This is a genomic window from Kitasatospora sp. NPDC004240 (assembly GCF_053603215.1).
Map to the genome: position 1 here is coordinate 12,084 of NZ_JBSGFD010000001.1, position 19,185 is coordinate 31,268.

Consider the following 19,185-nt stretch of genomic DNA (forward strand, 5'->3'; position numbering starts at 1 on the left):
TTGCCAGTCCCACGGGGCTGGGCCGGGCTTGTGCCAAGGGCTCTGTGCGGGGTCGTGGTCAGCCTACGGTGCGAAGGAACTCTGCTGCGCGGTGGTCCAGCTCGGCCGCGGCGCTGCCGCCACGTGCCCGGACCGGGGACAGGACCTGGCGCATCCGGACCACCGTGTCGCGGGCACGGCCGGACTGGATGCCTGCATCGGTCATCGTGTCCAGTGCCTGGTTCCAGGTGGCGCAGGCTGCATCGACGTGCCCTCGGCGGACTTGGACGTCGCCCATGTATCCGAGGGTTACGACGCGGGTGCGGGTTTGAGGAAGCGGCCGGCTGCGGACACTGTCAGCGAATTCGGCCTCAGCCGTCTTGAGGTCGCCCAGGTCTCGCAGGGTGCAGGCGGTCTCGTGGGCGAGGCTCGCACGGCTGAAGAAGCCGACTCGCCCGGGCTCGTCCTGGCCGCCGGTCGCATCGGCCCGGTCGAGATCCTTTTCGGCGCGGGTCAGCGCCGCCATGGCCTCCTGGCTGCGGCCAGCTGCGGCCAGGGCCCGCGCGTGGACGACGCCGAGGAGTGCGCGTTCCCTGGCGCTGGCGTGCCCGTAGCGGCGGGTGTCGACGGAGGCTTCGGCGTAGTTCAACGCCTGGCGGGGGTGGCCGAGGTCGACCGCCTGGTGGGCCTGGGCGCGCAGGATGTGCCCGGCCAGGGCGGGGTCGTCGGCTTCGGCGGCCAGCGCCAGGGCGACAGTGAAGCTGTGCTGGGCCAATGCGTGGGCTCCCGAGTCGAAGGTCATCCAACCGTCCATGTAGGTGAGTTCACCAGCGGCGGAGAGGAGCTCGCGGCGCAGCTGGTCGGTGGGGATGCGCGCGGCCAGGTAGGTGGCGACGTCCGTGTGCAGGTAGGCGCGCAGGGCGGCGCGGCCGGCACCTCCTCCGAGGCGCTGGTCGCGCGAGGAGAAGAAGATCATGGCCTCCCTGAGGCTTTCGACGTGCGCCGCGGTGATGACGAGCGACGAGACGGGGGTGCGGCGGCGGGCCTGTTCCGGGCGTTCCTGCCACCAGCGGGCCGGAGGAAGTACGCCGAGCGCGGAGTATCCGAGCATCTGGCGGCGGCTGATCATGCTGCTGTCCCCGAGATCTACGAGTGCGGAAACGGTGTCGACGTCCCAGCCTGTCACCGTGGTGTGCTCAGCGGGACCGGTGAGGCCGATCTCCGCCGGTGTGACCGGTCGCCCGAGTCCCCGGGCGAGCGTCTGGCACAAGATAGCCGGGGCCCGGCCGCTTGGCTTCACTCCGCGCAGCCACTGGGAGATGTGAGAGCGGGTCACCGACTGGAGCTCCTCGGCGCCCTCTTCGTGGGCGATGCGCCGCAGGTGGCCGGCCAGGCGGTCCTGGGACCAGCCCAATTCCTTGATGACGGCCTCGAGCCGTGTGTTGCGTGTCAGCGCCACGGTGCGCCCCTTGTACTCGAAACGATCTTTAGCGGCGTTAGCAGCATTCGCGCTCGCTGGGGGATTCCCACCAGCTGTGACAGGCGGTTTGCTCACAGTCATGACGATATTCCGCGTCACCGTACGGCGGGGCCGGATTTCTCGAGATTCGACGGTACCTGCTCGGGGCGCCGTCAGGCCCTTCTTCGGTTGGCCCGAGCGGGAGTTGACGGCCTCATGAACTGCCCACCGTGTCTGACACGCGCCACCCAGGAGGGACGATGACTGAGACGACTCGATCGCTGCGGCTGTCGGCGCCGCGCCCGGCAGACCGGCGGGCCACCGTGTACCGCCCTGCGTCGGCCGTTGCCGAGCTGGGGCCGGCCGCTCGGGCAGGCGGAGCCGTGCTGGCCCAGCCGGGCGTGGGGGACGCGGGTGCCGAGCCGACGCTTGGAGCGCTGCTCGCGGGCGAGTTTCTCCGCCTGGCCGCTCTGATCCACGCGGCGGAGGTCTCGGTGTCCGGGCGCGGCGGCTACATGTGGTGGGAGAAGGCCGCCGAGGCGGCTGACTCGGCGGTGGCCTTTCTGTGCGACGTCGTCGCTCGGCACGGATGGCCGGGGGCAGCGCTGATCGGGCCGGAGGCCTGCGAGGCGGTGCTGTTGATCACCTCCCGCGCGCGGCCTGACGCTCGGCGGCCGCTGGTCGTCGCCCTCTCGCGGGCCGTGTCCCTCGGGTCGGTGCCGGCGTGGCATCTGCAGCGACTCGGGGCCGTGGCCGAAAGCTGGTCGACCAGGTCGGAGGTGCCGGCATGACGCGCCTGGGACTGATGCGGGGCAGGCGTCAGCGACCTGCGGCGCCGGCCGACCGCGCCGTGGAACTGGAGGTCCCAGCTGTAGCAGGATCGGCGGTCGAGGAGTACGTCCGCACCGAGCTGCCCCACGCGCTGCGACTCGTCGAGGCCGGCAGTGCCGTCCCCCTGCTGGAGGACAGGCAACTGCGGCCCGGGACCGCCCTGGCGATCGGACAGCTGACCGCCGCGCTCAACCGGACACGGAGGGCGGCAGCCGAAGACGTCCTCCAGACCGTGCTTCCTCTGCTGGAGGTCCTGGCCGCCCAGTTGCCGCACGGTCCGGCCGGGGTCGCCCGCATCCAGGCCCTGCCACCGGGGACCGCTTTGATGCTGCGCCTGGCCACCCGGGCGGTGGTACTGGCCGGCGGACGCTGGCCGGGCCTGTGCCGCGAACCCGAGCCGATCGGCGACATCGCCGCTACCGCGCTCGCCGGGGTGCCGGGCGCCTCCCGGGTCCAGCTGGAAATCGGTGCCCCGTACCTAATCACCGCGCCCGCAGTGGAACCCCTCCTTGCCGCGACGGCCGAACTGGCCGACAACGCGCTGCGAGCCTGCGGCCCGGAGGCGCACAGTCCCGTGCTGGTGGCGACCGGCAGGATCGACAACGGCGTCCTCCCCGTGACGGTCGCCGACACCGGCCCAGGACTGAGCGCGACGGCACTGGCCAGCGCGCAAGCCGTCGCCCAACTGCGCCGCGGCGTATACACCGCGTCCCAGACCGCCCTCGGGCGCGGCCTGGGACTGCGCACCATCGCCGCCGCGGCCATCAGCGCGGACTTCCGTGTCGACATCCACTCAGTTCCCGGCCAGGGAACGACAGCCCGTCTCCTACTCCCGGCCCGTCTCCTGATCGACCCGACCGATCCCGCTGCGTACGCGGACCCGTACACCGCGGCCGCACCTCACTGACCCCAGGAAGGAACCGAACCACCATGACCACTCAGGTTGAAGTGCCTTCTCTTTCCAGCGCCGAGTTGCTTACCACCATCGAGCAAACCCCGGGCCTGCGCGCCCTTGTGCACGTCAGCTCGGACGGCATCCCGCTCGCTCACGCAGGCGACGCCTGCGGACACGACCTCGACAGCCTGGCCGCGCTGGCGAGCAGCCTGTACGCGCTTGGAAGAAGCGGCGGCGAGTTCGTCGGTCCCGGCGCGCTGCCCCAGACCATCCTCATCGACTACCCGCAGGGCCCGCTGGTGGTGGCCTCCGCGCCCGGGTCCGTGCTCGCCGGCCTGGGAGGGGAAGCAACGGACCCCGGAGACCTGGGCCTGGTCCTGACGAAGCTCGCGAGACGGCTCGACCTTCGGAATCCCGTCGTGGTCTAGCCGCTCGCGCCCCCGCCCCTCACCCGCTTCCCCACACCATCCCCCTCCCCGTCCTTACCAACCGCTTCCGGAGGTCCGATGCCGCACCTCACCACCCCGAACCCCACAAGCACCACTACAGCTCCGGTCATCGCCGTCCTCACCGGCCGCACGGGCAGCGGGCAGACCACGATGCAGATCCTGTCCTGCGGCGTGGCGGTATCCACGACCACCTACCCGGACGGGGCCTGGGTCGCCGTCCACGGTCCGGGCCACCCCGGCGCTGCCGTGCTGGTCGACCAGGCCCTGCCGAAGGGGTTACGGATGCCCGGCTACGTCCAGGTCGACGGGCGGCCCCTCCTGTCCGAGGACAGCGTCGACAGGCCGTGGACAGTGCGCGCCTGCACGAAAGGCAAGCTGGCGATCGTCACCCGCACACCCTCCGCCGACAGCGCCGTGCTTCGCGTCCAGCTCACCGTCCCCGCCGCCCAGGCCCGGGAGGAGGACCACTGCAGTCATGACCCGCGGTGCCCCGAGTCCTGCGCGTCGGATGCCCCGGCGGCCACCGCCGTGGCGTCCCACCCCGAACAGGGCTGGAGCCTGCTGTGCAACGGCACGCTGCTGTTCGAGGACAGCGGTGCCGTGCTGCCGGACGGCCGGATCCTTGAGCCCGCCAGGACAACCAGCCAGGAGCGTTCGACGTGACCAGGCCCGATCTTCCCCAAGCCCCCGCCAGGGGACGCCTGGCCGGCGGGGCGACGGTGCACATATCGGCGCCCGGCGCACAGACCAGGGGACCAGACGGGATCGCCCGCGGCGCGGTCGTGCTGCGGGATCCGGCGCAGCGATCTCGGCTTCGCCCGGACGTCGCCGCCTCGGCCCGGGTCTCCAACGCGTTCCTCGGCGGGAAGGACGCCTTCCCCGTCGACCGGGACGTCGTTCAGCGGCTGTGCGAGGCCGATCCCCACTGGGCCCGGGATGCGGCAGCATCCAGGGCGGTGCTGCTGGACCTGGTGGCGGCCGCTGCAGCCCGGGGCGTCGACCAGTTCGTGGATCTTGGCTGCGGCCTGACGACCGGTGCGGCCGGTAGCCCGCTCGCGCCGATCCACACCGTCATCCTGCCGATCCGCCCGTCTGCGCGGATCGTGTACGTGGACGCCGACCCGATGGTGATGACCCACGTCCGGGCGCTGCTCCACGCACCCGCCCCGGTGCAGATCCGCCACGTGCGCGCCGACCTGACCTCACCAACCGGCCTGCTGCGGGAACTGCGCCGGAACGCGGACCTGGACTGGCAGCGTCCCGTCACGGTCGTCCTCGCGGACGTCCTGCACGAGCTGTCCGACCCACAGGCCCGAACGCTGCTCGCCGCACTGCACCTGGTGCTACCGAAGGGCAGCGTGCTGCTGCTCAGCCATCGCGGCCACAGCGAAGCCGACCGGGATGCGCGGGTCGCCGACCTCCTCAGGCAGGCCCGGCTGCCGTGGCATCCACGCGGCCGCGACGCCGTCGACACCCTGCTTGTCGGCTGGGAGCGCCTGGCGCCGGCGGAGGGCGACGACACGGGCGGCATGTGCACGGTGGCGGTGTCCGGAGGGACGAGGTGACCGGCGCCCCGATCCTGACGGTTCCGCGTATCACCCGGTGGAGCGAGGAGGAGTACGACAACAATCTGACGGCCCGCACGGGCGCTGACGGACGGCCGGCCGGGATCGCCTACCCCCTCGAGCTGCCGTCCGACCGCGTGAACGGCGTGCTCGTCCTGCGGTGCACCGGCCAGGCCGCAGGGGTGCCGCGCTGGGACAGCCCCCACCCCGGCCGCCAGCACCACCTGATGCTGCACCTCAGGTGCCGGGTGTGCGGGGAGCCGGCGGACCGCACCGAGGCAGGCGGGCTGTGGCTCCTCCCACGCCCCACGACCCCCGGCGGCCGCCCGCGCACCCTCGATGCCGCCTGGCCGGAGGGCGCCGTCGTCGAACACCCGCCCATGTGCGCCCCACACGCCCTGTCCTCACCCGCCCACTGCCGGGCCCTGGACGGCGCACTGCTGGTACGGGTCCGCGAGGCCCCCGTGTGGGGATTCGCCGGACTCCGGTTCCCCTCACACCCGAACGGGCCCGCGCCCGCACGCGGCCACTTCGAGGTGGGTGACCCGGCCCTTCCCTGGGTCGTCGCGACCCACCTCCTGCGCACCCTCACCGGCTGCACCCCGCTGACCGCAGAGGACCTTCGCGCCGAACTCGCCAGCCGCCGCTGACCCCGCACGGCTGCGCAATCCCCGCGGCCCCGGCCGCTGCCGTCCGGGCCGCCGACCCCCTCTTCCGGCCCCGGGCCGCTCCCACCCACCCACCCGAACGGAACAGCCACCATCGTGCCGAACACCTTCGCACCGCCCGTCCCTGCGCCGAGTACCCCGCTGGAAGAACTCGTCCCCCTGAGCGACAACAAGACCGCCGTCCTGCTGAGCACGAGCGGGACCGTCGAGTACGGCGCCGACGCGATCGGCGGCACCCTCCACTTTGCCCGGCTACTGGGTGACCAGCGGCACGGGCAGTGGAGCCTCGCGCCGGCCAGCGCGGGCCGGGCCGACCGCAGCCGATGGGACGGCGACAACCTCGTCCTCACCCAGGAGTGGGACACCCCGCACGGCACGGTGCGGATCATCTCCTTCATGCCGCCGCAGCCCCTCAACGGTGCTCCCAGCCGCCTCCACCAGATCGTCGAAGGCGTCACCGGCACCGTGGAAGTGCACTCCGTCTTCCACCCCCGATTCGAGGACGGGCGGCTGCCCGGCCACTCGGACACCCTCGAGCGCGGCGACGGCCGGCGCGCAGTGCGCCTGTCCGCCGGACCTGTCACCCTCCTCCTCGACGGCCCCGAGCACTACCTCGACGCCTTCGGCCGGTGGACGGCCCGGTTCACCGCCGCCGAAGGCGGGCGGACCGCACTGACACTGACCATCGACCACCCGACGCCCACCGCGGCCAACCCGCCGGACGCCGACACCGACCTGTACGTCACCCGACGTGACTGGCAGCGGTGGACCGCCGAACTCGCCTACGACGGCCCCTACCAGGAACCGGTGCGGCGCAGCGCCGTCCTGCTGCGGGCCCTGACGATCCGCGGCACTGGGGCTGTGGCGGCGGCGTTGACGCGCAGCGTGCCGGAGGACATCGGCGGGGGACGGAACTGGGACTACGAGGCGTGCTGGCTGAGGGATTCGGCGCTGACGATCCTGGCCCTGGTCCGGCTGGGCCTGCTGGAGGAGGCGGCGCGGTGGCGGCGCTGGCTGCTGCGTGCCATCGCCGGGGACGTGCAGAACCTGGCGATCATGTACCGGCTCGACGGTTCGCGGACGCTGACGGAGCGGGAGTTGGACTGGCTGCCCGGCTACGAGGGCTCCCGGCCGGTGCGGGCCGGCAACGCGGCCGCCGACCAGGTGCAGAACGACGTCTTCGGCGAGGTCATCGAGGCGCTGGTGGCGGCCGAGCGCGCGGGCCTGCCTGCGGACACGGACGTGGATGCCCTCATGGCGGCGCTCGGCGAGGAGATCGTGCGCATCTGGCGCAGGCCCGACGCGGGGATCTGGGAGGTCCGCGGGCCGCAGCGGCGCTTCACCCACTCTGCGCTGCTGTGCTGGCAGGGCCTGCACCTGCTGGTCGAATGGGCGCAGGACCGCGCGGCGGCCGGCGCCCCGCCCGTGAACACCTCGACGGTCGCCCGGTGGGTGGCCGAGCGGGACGCGATCAAGACCGACATCCTTCAGCACGCCTACAACCCCCAGGTGCGGGCGTTCACCCAGTACTACGGCGGCCGCGATCTGGACGCCGCGGTCCTGCTGATGGCCACCAGCGGCTTTCTGCCTCCCGACGACAAGCGGCTGATCGGCACGATCGACGCCGTCCAGCGGGACCTCACCGACGCCGCGGGGCTCGTCCGCCGCTACCTGCCGGACCCGAGCGGGCGGGTCGACGGGCTCACCGACGACGAGGGCGCCTTCCTCGCCTGCTCCTTCCACCTGGTCGAAGCGCTCGCCTACATCGGCCGCGCCGACGAGGCCCGCACCTTGTTCGAGCGGCTGCTCGCGCTGCGCGCCCCGCACGGCGTGCTCACCGAGATGTGGGACGCCCGGAACCGCCGACCGCTCGGGAACCTGCCGCAGGGCTTCCCGCTTTGGGCGTTGATCGGAGCCGCTCTCACGCTCTCCGCCGCCCCCAGCACGGGCGAGGGGATCACGCTGCCCCGTCAGCGCACGCAGGACACCGCCCAGGACGCCGTGGCAGCGGCCGCGTGAGCACCGCACACTGTTCCGACGGCGCCCCGGCGGCCGCAATGCCGCCCGCGCCGCTGCTCAACGCCACCGAGCTGGCACTGCTGCGATACGTGATCCTGCCCGGCGGCCGCCGCGCCCGCCTCGCCGTCACCGGGCTGAGCACTGCGGACATCAAGGACGCCGAAGACCGGGCGTGCTGCCTGGTCTGCGCGGCGAACCTGGTCCAGACCGGCGCGCTCGCCGCCGCCCACCGTCTACTGAGCGCCGACCAGGTAGGAATCGGGCAGCTCCTGCCCCAGCCCCTCTCGGCCCGCCGTACCGAGGCGCTCGTGCTCGCTGCCGGGGGCACACCGCCGCCCAGACCGCGAAGGCCATGGGCGTTGCGGAGCACACCGTCACCGCGTACTGGCGGGCCCGGGAACTCGGTGTCCGCACGCCGGGGCAGGCCGGCTACGCCGCCATCGCGGCCGGTCTGCTGACCCTCGACCGGATTCGCCCCACCTTCCCGGCCCTCACCCTCGCCGCCTACCTTGGCGGCGACCGGCCGGCTACGCCGAGGGAGAGCACGTGACCACCAACCTGACATCGCCCACCGGCGCGCACCCGCCGGTGCGGGCGGAACACATGCGGCACGTCCAGCACACCGCACCGGACAGCACCGCCCTGCCCTCCAGCTCGCGGGCGGTGAGGTCGTGACGCCCATCACCCAGGCTCCGGCTACCGTGGTCCTTCCAGTGCTGCCCGCCCTCGACGCGGACGACCTGCAGCTGGTGCGACTTGTCCTGACTCCCGGGCCGTTCAAGGCCCGGGCGCGAGCGGTCGGCATCCCCATGGCGCGGATCAACGGCGCGCCGGGCCGCGTGTGCGACCTCCTCGGCGCAACGCACCTGCCGCAGGCTGGCGCGATCGCCGCCGCGTACTGCCTGTTCACCAGTGCCGACCTCGGCCTGCCCGAGCTGCGCGGCCCGTTGCACCTCGCCCCCCGGAAGCGGGCCGCAATGGAGCTGCTCATCTCGGGGCTCGAGGACTTCCAGATCGCCGAGCAGCTCCAGCTGTCATCCGACACGGTCCGCGGCTACCTCACCGACGCCGTGACCGATCTCGCCTGCCCGCGCCGGCCCCAGGCCGCGTTCACCGCGATCGCCTCCGGCACCCTATCCCTGTCGGCGATCTCCCCGCTCTACCCGGACGTGCGCCTGCCCCTCGGATCGGTCCGGTGACCGCCAACTTGATGCCAGCCCGGCCCAGCGGGGGCGACGTTGCGCATTACCGCGTCCCTGAGCGGGGGCCTGGACGGACCGAGATGTGCAACCGCCTCGGCACCAGCGAGAGCACGCTTCGCACCCACGTGTAGCGGCTCAGACGAAGCTCCGAGCCCACACACACAGCTGGAAGTCGTCAGCAAAGCAACAGCTCACGACCCTTTTCCTAAGCCCCAGCCCTGTGACCAACGCGCCGGCCACCACCATACGGCGCGGCCTTCCCCCTGCTCGATGAAGGATGATTCCTTGCCCACCCGTACCACCGCCGACACCGACCGGTGTCACTCCTTCGAGACCGTCGTGGTCCTCACCGCCCCGGACGGCCGGGTTGCTCTGCGCCCGGCCGGAGAGCACCTCGAACCGTTCGGCACGACCGTGAGCAGCGGGGAGAGCCCGCACGACGCGGCCGTGCGCGCGCTGCTCGGACCGGATGGACCCCGGGCGGTGCCCGGCCGGCTGCTGGCCGTCGACTGGACCGCTCCCGCCCCCGCGGGCACGGGACGTGCGGAGATCGCCCACCTCTACGAGGCGGAGTCGACCGCCGCCCGAACAACCGAACTGGAAGCGGGCGGCCAGGTGCGGTTCATTGCGCCGGGCGACCTGGGCGTCCTTGACCCGCAGTGGGCCCGCCGGCTGCTGGCCGCCCTGCACGCCCGCGTGGAGAACACCGTCACCGAGCTTGACCACGGCAGGCCCCGCCATCCTGGTGTGCTCGACCGCTACCGCATCCTGGCCAGCCGCACCCAAGCCGCAGAGGGCAAATGGATGACCGGCGAGCGTTGGGACGGGACACCGACACACGTCCGGGGCTGGCTGTTCGCGCCGGACGGCCGGGTCCTGCTGCTCCACGACCCGGCCACCGGCCGAACCGACCTGCCCGGCGGAGCAGGGGGAGAGGATCCGACGATGGCGCTGGGCGCGGTAGCCGCGGCCACAGCCCACGCGACGCTCAGCCAGGACCGCGAGGTCGTCGGGCACCACCTTCTAGGCGACGAAGCGACGGCCAGCGTGGCGGCACGGCTGCGGGTCCTCGGCCCGCTGGTGCCGGCGCCGTGCGCGCCGCTGCCGATCCGACTGCTGGCCACTCCTATCCAGGCCCAGGAGCTGATGCCACATGCAGCGATTACGCGCTCCGAACTGCAGGCCGTTTTGCACCTGGCTCACGCGGAGTTCGAGCTTCCTACCGCGGATCGCCGACCGGTCACCGAGGTCGCCGTAACCGGCGGCGTCCTGTGAAGCGCGGCACCACTGTACTGGCGGCCCCCAACCGCGAGGGCTGCGACGAGGCGACCCGGAGGAGAGTCGGGAAACGCATCACCTATCGAATCACGGCCGGTTAGGGCATTCCATGGCATCCCAGCGATCTACGCCGAACACGCGGCTCGGCGCGCTCGTCGTCGAGTGCGAGGTCTCCCACAGGGAGCTCGCGCGCAGGGTAAACGAGCTGGGTGCGGCTGCCGGACGACGAACCTCGTACACCCACACCCACGTCGCTGCGTGGCTGGGCGGCGCGACACCGCGGCGGGCGGCGCAGGAGTGCATCGTCGAGGTGCTCGGCAACCTCCTCGGCCGGACCGTCACCCTTTCGGATGCCGGTTGGGGCGTCCCGCCGGTTTCGGGGACGGACAGCGGGTTGGATTTCCCCCACGACCGCGAGGCCGCCCTTGCGGGCGCCGTGAACTGCTGGAGAAATGTGGACCGTCGCGACCTGTTGCTGACGGCGGGAGCGTCCTTCACCACGTCGGCCTTCCGCTGGCTGGCCGACCCGGCCGACGAGCCGGCCGCCCGCGCCGGAACGGTGCGTGTCGGTCCGGCGGACGTGGAGCGCCTGTGGACGGCGGCCGCCGAGGCACAGGCGGCGGACTCCCGCTTCGGGGGCGGTGCTTGGCGCCGCAGCCAGGTCATGGACTGCCTGCGGGGAGCCGGACCGCTCCTCGACGGCGCCTACTCGGCTTCGACGGGGCAGGCTCTGCACACGGCGCTGGCCGAACTGTCCAGGGTGGCCGGCTGGGCGGCCATGGACGCCGGGGACCGCGCCGCCTCCGACCGGCTGCTGATCCAGGCGCTGCGGATGGCCCGCGCGGCCGGCGACGTGGAGATGGGCTGCTACGTCCTGGCGACGATGTCCCTCTCCGCGTATCTGGCCGGCCGGTGTGCGCAGGCCGCGGAGATGGCGTCCGCCGCCTATGCCCGTGGCCGCGGGCACGCGGCCCCGAGGGTTCTGGCGTTCTGCAAGCTGGCAGAGGCCCGGGCGCTGGCCAAGCAGGGCGACGGGCCCGGTGCGGGAGCGGCCCTGGCCCTGTGCGAGAGCCTGCTGTCGGGGCTCCGGCCCGGGTCTCACGACCCCGGGTGGATCTCGTACATGACCCCCGCGCGGATGGCCACCGACGCTGTCGAGGTGCATCGGGACTTGGGCCTGACCCGGGCGGCGATGGTGTGGGCCGAGCGGGCGGGGGCGATGCCGGTGCAGCGCTTCACCCGGGCGGTCGGCATCAGGCGCGCCGTACTGGCCGGCGTCCACCTGATCGACGGGGACCTCGAACCCGCGCTCGCGGACGCTCACGGTGCGGTGGACATCCTGGGTGGGGTTCGCTCGCCCCGTGCCCATGCCTACCTGCACGACGTGGTGGGCCGGCTCGGCCGGTGGCGGGACGAGCCCGCGGTGCGCGAGGTCGTCCACCGGGTCCGTACCGAACTACCTCCGGCCGTCTGACCGTTCGCTCCAGTGGCCGGGCCGCTCTACGAGGTTGCGGCCAGGCGGGTGACGCGGTGTGCGGCGTCGGCTGCGCCGCGGATCCTGCACCGCGCATACATCGCCAACTGCGGTCGCATGCTAGCAAGTTCGCGGCTGGTGCGGTGGGAGGCCACGCCGTCCATCAGGTCGAGACTGCGGGTGAGGAGGTCGACGGCCTCCTCGTGGCGATCCTGTGCTGCGACCGCGCGGGCGATGTTGGCGAGGGTCAGCGCGCGGGTGCGGCGGTAGGCGTGGTCGGTGCGGTCCGCCAGGGCGGCGCGGTAGTGGCGCTCGGCGGCGGCGTGGTGGCCCATCTCGGTCAGCGTGCGGCCGGTGTGGGAGGCGACAACGGCGTCGGTGGGGCCGGCGGCGGCCGCGTAGGAGGGCAGTGCGTCGGTTCCGGTGCGGGCGGCCTCCCGGGCGGCGTCGATCAGGGCCGAGGCGGCACTCGGGTTGCCGCCGGCGCCCTGGGCGCGGGCGGCGGTGATGAGCAGCAGGGCCTCGGTGCGCTTGTCGACGCGGCCGCGGGTGCGGGCGAGTGCGGCGTCGGCGAGGTCGACGGTGCCTGCGTGGTGGCCGAGGTCGAGGGCCTGGTGGACGAGGGCCCGCATGCCCCAGGCGGCCTGTCCGGTGCGGTCGTCGGGGTCGGCCTCGCGGGCGAGGCGGACGGCGAGCCGGTAGTGGTGCTGGGCGGCGCCCTCGCGACCGGCATCGTGGCACTTGAAGCCGATGAGGGTGGCGAGGTCGGCGGCGGCCGCGAAGGCGTCGGCGCGGGCGCGGTCGTTGGTGTAGGTGCCGTGCAGCATGGGGGCGACGACGTCACTCAGGAAGGTCCCGGCGACGCTGAGGCCGTGCCCGCCGCCCAGGAGCTCGTCGGAGGCCCGGAAGGTGGCGGTGAACTGGCGCACCGCCGTGGTCTCGCCGCTGCCGATCCGGCGTCCCGGGCCGCCGGCGGGCAGTGCCGCGGCGGTGCGGGGGGCGGGGGCCAGCGGGGTGATGAGGCCTGCGGCGGAGAAGCCGAGGGCGAGGAAGTCACGGCGGTCGTGCACGAGGAGCCTTCCGGTTTCGATTGCGGCGGCCGCGAGGCCCAGGAGCATGAAATCGGTGCTCGTGTCCTCGCCCAGGCCGATCTCGGCGACCGTGACGGGCCGCCGGAGTCTTCTGGACAGCGCCTCGGCGACGTAGGCGGGGGTGTTCCCCGCGGGGACGGCGCCCGAGCTCACCCAGGCGTGGACGGCCGAGCGGGACGTGCCCAGCCGGACTCCGGACTCGGCCGCGACCGCTCTGGTGGCGCGGGCCAGCGCTTCGAGGGTGAGGCCGGCCTCGTCCATCACGTCGGCCAGCTGCTGGTTGGGTGTTCTGGGTGTCGCCACTGTCCGCCCCCCGGTGGTCGCGCCACCGACGGACCCGGTCGGTGGTGACCACGCTAGCGCCGCGGCGCACTCGCGGTCCGCGACTCTGCGAAAGCACCGCATCACCTTCCGCACAGGGGAGTTGTCGGGGCGTGTGGCCCGGCGGAGGAACCGGGGCGGGACGCGGTTAGACCACCGGGGGGCGCCCAGCCAGGGTCAGGCGCCACGCGGTGGCCCAGGAGATCGGGCTCCGCTCGCCGTGGCCGCCGCGCAGTCCTTCCCACAGGCCGGAGAACCACGGGAGCAGCGTGCGCGGTGCTCGCCGGGCCCGCAGCACGGTAATGGCGACCCAGGTGGCGATGTAAACGGGGACCAGGGGCGCGGGTAGGCGCCGGTAGGCGACCCAGACCCGGTTGCGGGCGACCAGGCGCTGGTAGAGGGCGTGGCGGGCGGGATCGCTGGCGGGGTGGTGGACGACCACCTGCGGCGCGTAGTAGCCAGTCAGGCCCGCGTTCCAGCACCGCAGTGCCAGGTCGAACCCCTCGTGGTAGAGGAAGAAGTGCCCGGGCCACCCTCCGACCTGCTCGAATACCTGGCGGCGGACGAGGACGACGCCTTCGGCCATCGCCGCGACGGTGCCGGGCCGGTCGGGGTCCGCGGTGCGCAGCCGGGGCACCCAGCGGCGGACGGTCACCCCGGTGTCGGGGTCGGCAATCCGGGGCTGGACCCAGGCGGCCGCGGGGTGCCGCCGGGCCTCCTCCACGAGGCGGGCCAGGACATCGGTGCCGGGCAGGACGGCGTCGTTGTCGAAGAAGAACACGAACTCGCCACCGCCGCCGGCTTCCGCCAGCGCCCGGGCGCCGATGTTGCGGCCCTCGGGGATGCCCACGTTCTCCGGCAGCGCCAGGATCGTCACGCCGGCGGGGACGTGCTCGGGCTGGACGCCGTTGCCGACCACGATCACGCGCAGGTCGACGCCCTCCTGGGCGAGCAGGGACCGCAGCGCCGCCACCTGCTCGTGGCGGTCGTTCATGGTCAGGACGACGGCATCGACCGCGGCGGGGGCGGTCTCGGTGGGGCTCATGAGCGCTCCGGGGGCTGGGTGCCAAGTGGCGGAAGGGGTGGGGCGGTCCGGTGTGCATCAGTCAAGCTCCGCGTGCCGGGCCGGGGGTAGGGGGTGGGGATCGCGCGTGTGTTCATCGCGTTCATGATCGCCGCGGGCGGCGCCGGGGAGGGGCTCAGCGGGAGGCCGGGACGCGGAGCAGGCCGTGCTGCCACTGCGCCGGGTCCATGGTCTCGGCAGTAGCAGCCAGACGCTGAGCGGAAGCGGTCCTCAGTGCCTCGCGGCAGCGCCGGACCTTGCCCTCCACCTGGTGCCCTTGGCGCAGCAGGCGCAGTCCCTGCAGGTAGCAGTCGAGCTTGTCCGCGTCGTGGGCGCACCTGGCCTCGGGGGTGTCGTCGTCCTCGAACTCGGCGATCGCGCCGAGCACGACGGCCCGGACGCCCGGATGCGCGGCGGCGACCTGGTCGGCGGCCACGGCGCGGGGATCGGAGGCGGTGACGTAGCGGCGAGTGACGGGTGCCTGGTCGCCCGTGCGGGTCTCGGGCACGTCGTGCAGGACGCACAGCAGAGCGGTGCGGCCGGTGTCCGCGCCCTCCATCGCCGCCAGAGCGGCGTCGATCACGGCGGTGCTGTGGCTGTGGTCGACAACGCTCTCGGTCGCCGCCGGGGGACGCCGTCGTAGCGCCAGCCGGTGCGCGGCAGATCGGCCAGCTCCCGGACCTCGAACAGGAAAGCGACGGTTGCCTCGGTGGGCGGTTCGTGGGTCTGTTCGGTCACGTCGTGTGCTCCTGCAGGTGCGTCAGATCGTCTGCTGCAGACGGTAGTGGACCAGTTCCAGTGCGCGTGCCGATACCGGGGAGACGGCGCGCAGGCCGAGGAGGTCGGCGGTCGAGGAGAGCAGTTGTCGGGCGGTGGGGGGCGAAGGCCAGCCGCAGTTGGAGGTCACGCCGCCCTCCGCGCGTACGTCCGCCGGCGGCTATCGCGACCCCTTTTTCGATCATGAACACGATGAACGTGTCCGTGCCCTCCGCCCCCTGCCCGGACGGGCGGTGTGTCGGGTTCACTGGGACGACCGCAGCGCGCAGTGACACAAACCCGAACCGCGGGTGAGTTCCCGTCATGCTCGCTGTCACTTGCCGTAGTTGTGGAAAACTCGCAGGTCAGGGCGACCGCGCATCTCGTCCCGCTCAGGGGCGCCAGATGCTTCCGGCCACTCGAACCTGCTGTCGGATGCTGCCCGGAGAGGGAGGGAGCAAGGGTGGGCACCGACCCCCGGCCGGCCCGGCCCGGCCGAAGGACGCCCTCATCGAAAAGTGCCCCCCAAACGTGCCTCCCGCCGAGGGCCGATCTGTTGTGTGCTTATTCCCCTGAGCGCCCGGGTGCTGGTCGATCGCCGCAGGGCCGGCAGTGGAGTGTGCCCACCGGACCTGCACCGGACCGACAGGGGACGAAGCACGACTCCCGATCGCTCGAGTGCCGTCACCTCCAAGGAGCCTTGATGGACCATTCCACCCTCGCGGTGTCCAGCGGTAGCCGCGAGCCGTTGACGAACCGGCCGCACTCGCGCTGCTCCTTCGAGCCGCCGCCCCCGAGGCCGAGCACCGCCGTACCCGCCCCAACGAGCTGCGTCAGCACCTGGAGCAGCACCTCGCCGGGCCGGTCGGGATCGAGCGCCTCGACGGCCGGTGGGCGGTGGCGGACCCCTCCGGCCTGGCGCACGAGAGCCGCCACTGGCCGCAGCGGCTGAGCACAGCGAACCGGACTGCGAGTTCGTCGGCGCAGCGTACGCGGCCTTGCGAGCCGAGCCGGTAGAGCGCGGCGGGCCCCGCTTGAGGGACACGGCGTCCGTGCTGTGCCGTGCATCCCCGGGCCGAGCCGGCCTGCCCACGTTCCCGAGAAGCGATGACGCCCCCGTGCGTGCCGCGCAAGGTGAGAAATGGAGGCCCAGATGAGCCCAAACCGTACTCGTTGGATGAGACATGCCCTTGAGGCCGCGCAGAAGGCGCCGCAGTCAGGCCGACGGGTCGGCGTCGCGCTCGTTTCCGAAAGCAACGAGCTGATCTGCTCGGCCTTCGAGGGCGAAGTGCGCGGCGCATCCTGGTACCGCTCTCTGCGGGGCAAGATGCGCCAGCTCGGGACATCCAGCGCGCGCAGTGTGTTTCTGACGGTCAACACCCTGTCCGCAGACCGGTCGTTCGAACTCGCCGAGCTCTTGAAGGAAGTGCGCGTCGACAGGGTGTACATCGGCCTGCCCGACCCCGCGCTGTCGAGCTACCTCGACGACGACCCTGTCACCGCACGGGGTCATGTACACCGCTTCCCCGACGACCTGCAGCGGGAGATCCTCGAGCAGAACCGGGACTTCTACGCGGCGAGCGAGCAGAACATCGACCGCAACCCCCATTACTCCGCGCACCGCATCAGCGAAGCCGTCTCCACCGGGCTGGGATCGAGGGGGTTCGCTCTTTCCCGGAGCGACGTGAACGCGAACAGGGGCAGGGGTGCGCTCGCTTCTCTCCTCTGCCAGAGGTACGGGATCGGGAGCGAGGAGGCCGATCGCGCTGTAGGCGGCGCGCTGTCCAAAGCGTTCGACGCGAAGTACGGCTCCTACGACTACGAGGTCGACGCCCGTGCCGCCAACCCGGGGTGGGCGGACGACTTCATGTCGGTCTACAGGAGTGCGTCCGCGATGCCTCTGCCTGCCGTCGACGTCCTCAACGTCGGTGTCGGCGCCGGTGTCGAAGCGGCAGCCCTGTTCTCGAACTGCCCGAAGATCACCTTCGTCGACATCGCGGAACGCGGCCTTGCGAATATCGGCGGACGCATTCCCTCGTCTAGGACTCTCGTCTCGGGTGCCGAAGACCTGTCCGCACTGCCGGACGACAGTTTCGATCTCTATGTCTCCTTGAGGACGTACAACTCGTCGTTCTTCGACACGTCCGCAGCTGCCTCGGAGGCACACCGGGTGCTGAAGCCCGGTGCGGCGATCATCGTCTCCGTGGCCAACGGGTTTCTGTACACTCAGCGCGGCTGCGTCATACCCGGACTGATCATCCCCGGCACTGAATTCGTCGATCTCTACCGCGGGATGGACACGGCCGATCTGATCGGCGCGGAACTCGATCGTGCCGGATTCAAAGATGTTCAAATCCACCCGAAAACTACTGAGATCTACCTGACGGCTGTCGCCACCTGACGTTTCCATCCTCCCTCCAGCCGGTCGCGCCTGCGGCGTCCCGCCGGTTCCGGAGGAAGGCCGAATCGCGGGCAGCCAGGGTGCGACCGAACCGGTCCCCGAGGGGCCGGCGTGAAGGAAAGGCTTCTGCAATGGCCGCGCGAACGACTGTCGCCCATCGGATCCTGCAGTTCAACGAGGGCCTTGCGGGCACGACACTTGAGGCATCTCCCGGGTTCGCGGTCATCAATCCGTTCAACGGGCCCCAGAGGGACCGGATCCGGGAGGTGACGACGGCGTTCTACGGCAAGTACTACGGCGACGACAAGCCGCGCCGCCTGGTACTGGGGAGCTCGCCCGCCCGACGCGGCACGGCCGTGACCGGGGTCCCGTTCGAAGACGCCAGGCTCCTCGAAAGCGAGACGGGAGTCGACGTCGACGGCTACGCGGTCAGCCGGCCATCCGCCGGATTCCTGCACGACGTCATCAGCCGCTACGGGGGCCGCGAGAGGTTCTACGCCGACTTCGTCATGAGTTTTGTGTGCCCCCTCGGCCTGGTGAGAACGAAGGCCGAGGGGAAAGAGGTCAACTGCAACTACTACGAGAACAAGCAGCTGCTGGAGCTCCTTCGCCCTTTCCTCGTGGAAACCCTGGAGCGGCAGCTGGCATTCGGAACCGACACCTCGGTGTGCTACTGCATCGGCAGCGGCGAGAACTTCAAGTTCCTCACGAAGGTGAACGAGGGCCAGCGCTTCTTCCAGAGCATCGTCCCCTTGGAGCACCCGCGTTTCATCACCCAGTACAACCGAGGCAGGGAGGAGGAATACGCCGAAAAGTACCTCAGGGCCTTCCGTGGACAAGGCGAATAGTCGGCACGCCCCCGGAGCGCCCGTCCTCTTTCAGCTGAGGCCGTAGTACCCCAACGCGTCGGAACGAGAAGAAGGAGAGCAGTACATTGGCGGCAGAAGGCAGGGTCCTGGTCCACTTCGACGCGGACCGCGTGAGCGTTTTCCGCTCCCGGAGCGGCGAGTTGGAACTGCTCGACAGGGAGCAGCTCGCCATCGACGGCAGCCTCGCCCCCGAGGCGCTGGCCGAGCGAGTCGGCGAGTTCTGCGCCGGCCTCAAGGAGTTCCAGGAGGTCGTCGACAACAAGGGAACCCGGCTGTACGCCACCGGGGCGTTCCAGCAGCTCCCGCAGGCGGACGCGGACGTGCTGGTCACCAGCGTCTACGTCGACACCGGCCTCTATTTCAACATCGTCGGGCCCGAGCTGCAGCGGTTCTACCTGAGGGCAGGCATGTCCGCGTGCGGCTCGAACGACATGATGGAAGGCGTGATCCGGCGGGAGTTCCGGACGGCTGTCGTCTGCGGCAGCTTCCAGCAGTCCCTCGGGGACATCGAGGACACCGTCGCCCGTCTGCGCGAGCGCGGCACCGACGTGCTCAGCCCGCTGAGCACCAGGATCAAGCCGGAGACCGCGGGCACCGACTTCATCCTCTTCGAGTACCAGGACCTCCTGAAGAACGAGCGCGACACGTGGCGGCACAAGTGCGTGCACATGGACGCGTTCCGGCGAGCCGACGCCGTTGTCGTCTGCAACCCCGGCGGGCCCGTCGGCAAGGGCACGATCTTCGAGCTCGGCTTCATGGCCGCGATCTCCAAGAGGGTCATCTTCACCGAGGAGCCCCAGGGCGTCTCCATCCTGTTCCCTTGCGAGGTCGGCCTCGGAGCCTGAGCGCTCCCGCCGAGCGCTGC

Annotated in this window: 21 protein-coding genes and 1 pseudogene; 15 read left to right on the plus strand and 7 right to left on the minus strand. The window is 71.8% G+C overall.

Going from position 1 to position 19,185, the window contains the following annotated elements; all coding sequences use genetic code 11:
• Nucleotides 1-58: 58 nt before the first annotated feature.
• Complete coding sequence (locus tag ACWEQL_RS00050) at nucleotides 59-1,438, minus strand: Tat pathway signal protein (RefSeq protein WP_452147809.1); 1,380 nt, start codon at nucleotides 1,436-1,438, stop codon at nucleotides 59-61.
• A 260-nt stretch (nucleotides 1,439-1,698) separates the two neighbouring features.
• On the opposite strand from ACWEQL_RS00050, the gene ACWEQL_RS00055 reads away from it, so the two are divergent.
• The 12 genes and pseudogenes from ACWEQL_RS00055 to ACWEQL_RS00110 all read left to right on the plus strand — a co-directional run bounded on the left by ACWEQL_RS00055 (nucleotide 1,699) and on the right by ACWEQL_RS00110 (nucleotide 11,819).
• Complete coding sequence (locus ACWEQL_RS00055; protein ID WP_452147810.1) at nucleotides 1,699-2,229, plus strand: hypothetical protein; 531 nt, start codon at nucleotides 1,699-1,701, stop codon at nucleotides 2,227-2,229.
• Nucleotides 2,226-3,176 (plus strand): ATP-binding protein, encoded by a 951-nt coding sequence (locus tag ACWEQL_RS00060; RefSeq protein WP_452147811.1) that lies wholly within the window; start codon nucleotides 2,226-2,228, stop codon nucleotides 3,174-3,176. Before ACWEQL_RS00055 ends, ACWEQL_RS00060 begins: the two co-directional genes overlap by 4 nt.
• 23 nt (nucleotides 3,177-3,199) lie before the next feature.
• Entirely contained in the window at nucleotides 3,200-3,592 is a 393-nt protein-coding gene (locus ACWEQL_RS00065) for a roadblock/LC7 domain-containing protein (protein ID WP_452147812.1), read from the plus strand.
• Nucleotides 3,593-4,081: 489 nt separating this feature from the next.
• Nucleotides 4,082-4,276 (plus strand): annotated as a pseudogene (locus tag ACWEQL_RS00070) (DUF5999 family protein); the annotation flags it as partial.
• A complete protein-coding gene (locus ACWEQL_RS00075) occupies nucleotides 4,273-5,178 on the plus strand; it encodes an SAM-dependent methyltransferase (RefSeq protein WP_452147813.1) in 906 nt (301 codons plus the stop codon). The pseudogene ACWEQL_RS00070 and the gene ACWEQL_RS00075, both read left to right, overlap by 4 nt.
• Nucleotides 5,175-5,828, plus strand: a complete 654-nt coding sequence (locus ACWEQL_RS00080; RefSeq protein WP_452147814.1) for a hypothetical protein — start codon at nucleotides 5,175-5,177, stop codon at nucleotides 5,826-5,828. Before ACWEQL_RS00075 ends, ACWEQL_RS00080 begins: the two co-directional genes overlap by 4 nt.
• A gap of 114 nt (nucleotides 5,829-5,942) precedes the next feature.
• Nucleotides 5,943-7,865 carry a glycoside hydrolase family 15 protein gene (locus ACWEQL_RS00085; RefSeq protein WP_452147815.1) on the plus strand — a complete coding sequence of 641 codons (1,923 nt, stop codon included), beginning with the start codon at nucleotides 5,943-5,945 and terminating at the stop codon, nucleotides 7,863-7,865.
• 352 nt (nucleotides 7,866-8,217) lie between these two features.
• Complete coding sequence (locus tag ACWEQL_RS00090; protein ID WP_452147816.1) at nucleotides 8,218-8,415, plus strand: hypothetical protein; 198 nt, start codon at nucleotides 8,218-8,220, stop codon at nucleotides 8,413-8,415.
• Nucleotides 8,412-8,540: a hypothetical protein gene (locus ACWEQL_RS00095; RefSeq protein ID WP_452147817.1), complete on the plus strand. Its 129-nt coding sequence runs from the start codon at nucleotides 8,412-8,414 to the stop codon at nucleotides 8,538-8,540. The genes ACWEQL_RS00090 and ACWEQL_RS00095 overlap by 4 nt, the downstream gene beginning before the upstream one ends.
• Nucleotides 8,541-8,566: 26 nt before the next feature.
• A complete protein-coding gene (locus ACWEQL_RS00100) occupies nucleotides 8,567-9,064 on the plus strand; it encodes a helix-turn-helix transcriptional regulator (RefSeq protein ID WP_452147818.1) in 498 nt (165 codons plus the stop codon).
• A gap of 288 nt (nucleotides 9,065-9,352) precedes the next feature.
• A complete protein-coding gene (locus ACWEQL_RS00105; protein WP_452147819.1) occupies nucleotides 9,353-10,342 on the plus strand; it encodes a hypothetical protein in 990 nt (329 codons plus the stop codon).
• Between the two features lie 457 nt (nucleotides 10,343-10,799).
• Complete coding sequence (locus tag ACWEQL_RS00110) at nucleotides 10,800-11,819, plus strand: sporulation protein (RefSeq protein ID WP_452147820.1); 1,020 nt, start codon at nucleotides 10,800-10,802, stop codon at nucleotides 11,817-11,819.
• Between the two features lie 26 nt (nucleotides 11,820-11,845).
• On the opposite strand, the gene ACWEQL_RS00115 is transcribed toward ACWEQL_RS00110, so the two are convergent.
• The 6 genes from ACWEQL_RS00115 to ACWEQL_RS00140 form a co-directional block, all read right to left on the minus strand.
• Nucleotides 11,846-13,213, minus strand: coding sequence for a tetratricopeptide repeat protein (locus ACWEQL_RS00115; RefSeq protein WP_452147821.1), 1,368 nt, complete (start codon nucleotides 13,211-13,213; stop codon nucleotides 11,846-11,848).
• Nucleotides 13,214-13,379: 166 nt separating this feature from the next.
• Nucleotides 13,380-14,276, minus strand: coding sequence for a glycosyltransferase family 2 protein (locus ACWEQL_RS00120; protein WP_452147822.1), 897 nt, complete (start codon nucleotides 14,274-14,276; stop codon nucleotides 13,380-13,382).
• A 154-nt stretch (nucleotides 14,277-14,430) separates the two neighbouring features.
• Entirely contained in the window at nucleotides 14,431-14,943 is a 513-nt protein-coding gene (locus ACWEQL_RS00125; RefSeq protein ID WP_452147920.1) for an HD domain-containing protein, read from the minus strand.
• A complete protein-coding gene (locus ACWEQL_RS00130) occupies nucleotides 14,874-15,032 on the minus strand; it encodes a hypothetical protein (RefSeq protein WP_452147823.1) in 159 nt (52 codons plus the stop codon). The genes ACWEQL_RS00125 and ACWEQL_RS00130 overlap by 70 nt, the downstream gene beginning before the upstream one ends.
• Nucleotides 15,033-15,054: 22 nt before the next feature.
• Nucleotides 15,055-15,201 (minus strand): hypothetical protein, encoded by a 147-nt coding sequence (locus ACWEQL_RS00135; protein ID WP_452147824.1) that lies wholly within the window; start codon nucleotides 15,199-15,201, stop codon nucleotides 15,055-15,057.
• 533 nt (nucleotides 15,202-15,734) lie between these two features.
• Complete coding sequence (locus ACWEQL_RS00140; RefSeq protein ID WP_452147825.1) at nucleotides 15,735-15,986, minus strand: hypothetical protein; 252 nt, start codon at nucleotides 15,984-15,986, stop codon at nucleotides 15,735-15,737.
• A 205-nt stretch (nucleotides 15,987-16,191) separates the two neighbouring features.
• On the opposite strand from ACWEQL_RS00140, the gene ACWEQL_RS00145 reads away from it, so the two are divergent.
• The 3 genes from ACWEQL_RS00145 (at nucleotide 16,192) to ACWEQL_RS00155 (ending at nucleotide 19,165) form a co-directional block, all read left to right on the plus strand.
• Entirely contained in the window at nucleotides 16,192-17,451 is a 1,260-nt protein-coding gene (locus ACWEQL_RS00145; RefSeq protein WP_452147826.1) for a methyltransferase domain-containing protein, read from the plus strand.
• Nucleotides 17,452-17,582: 131 nt separating this feature from the next.
• On the plus strand, nucleotides 17,583-18,299 hold the full coding sequence (locus ACWEQL_RS00150) for a uracil-DNA glycosylase family protein (protein WP_452147827.1): 717 nt from the start codon (nucleotides 17,583-17,585) through the stop codon (nucleotides 18,297-18,299).
• Nucleotides 18,300-18,385: 86 nt separating this feature from the next.
• Nucleotides 18,386-19,165, plus strand: a complete 780-nt coding sequence (locus ACWEQL_RS00155; RefSeq protein WP_452147828.1) for a nucleoside 2-deoxyribosyltransferase — start codon at nucleotides 18,386-18,388, stop codon at nucleotides 19,163-19,165.
• Nucleotides 19,166-19,185 lie beyond the last annotated feature (20 nt).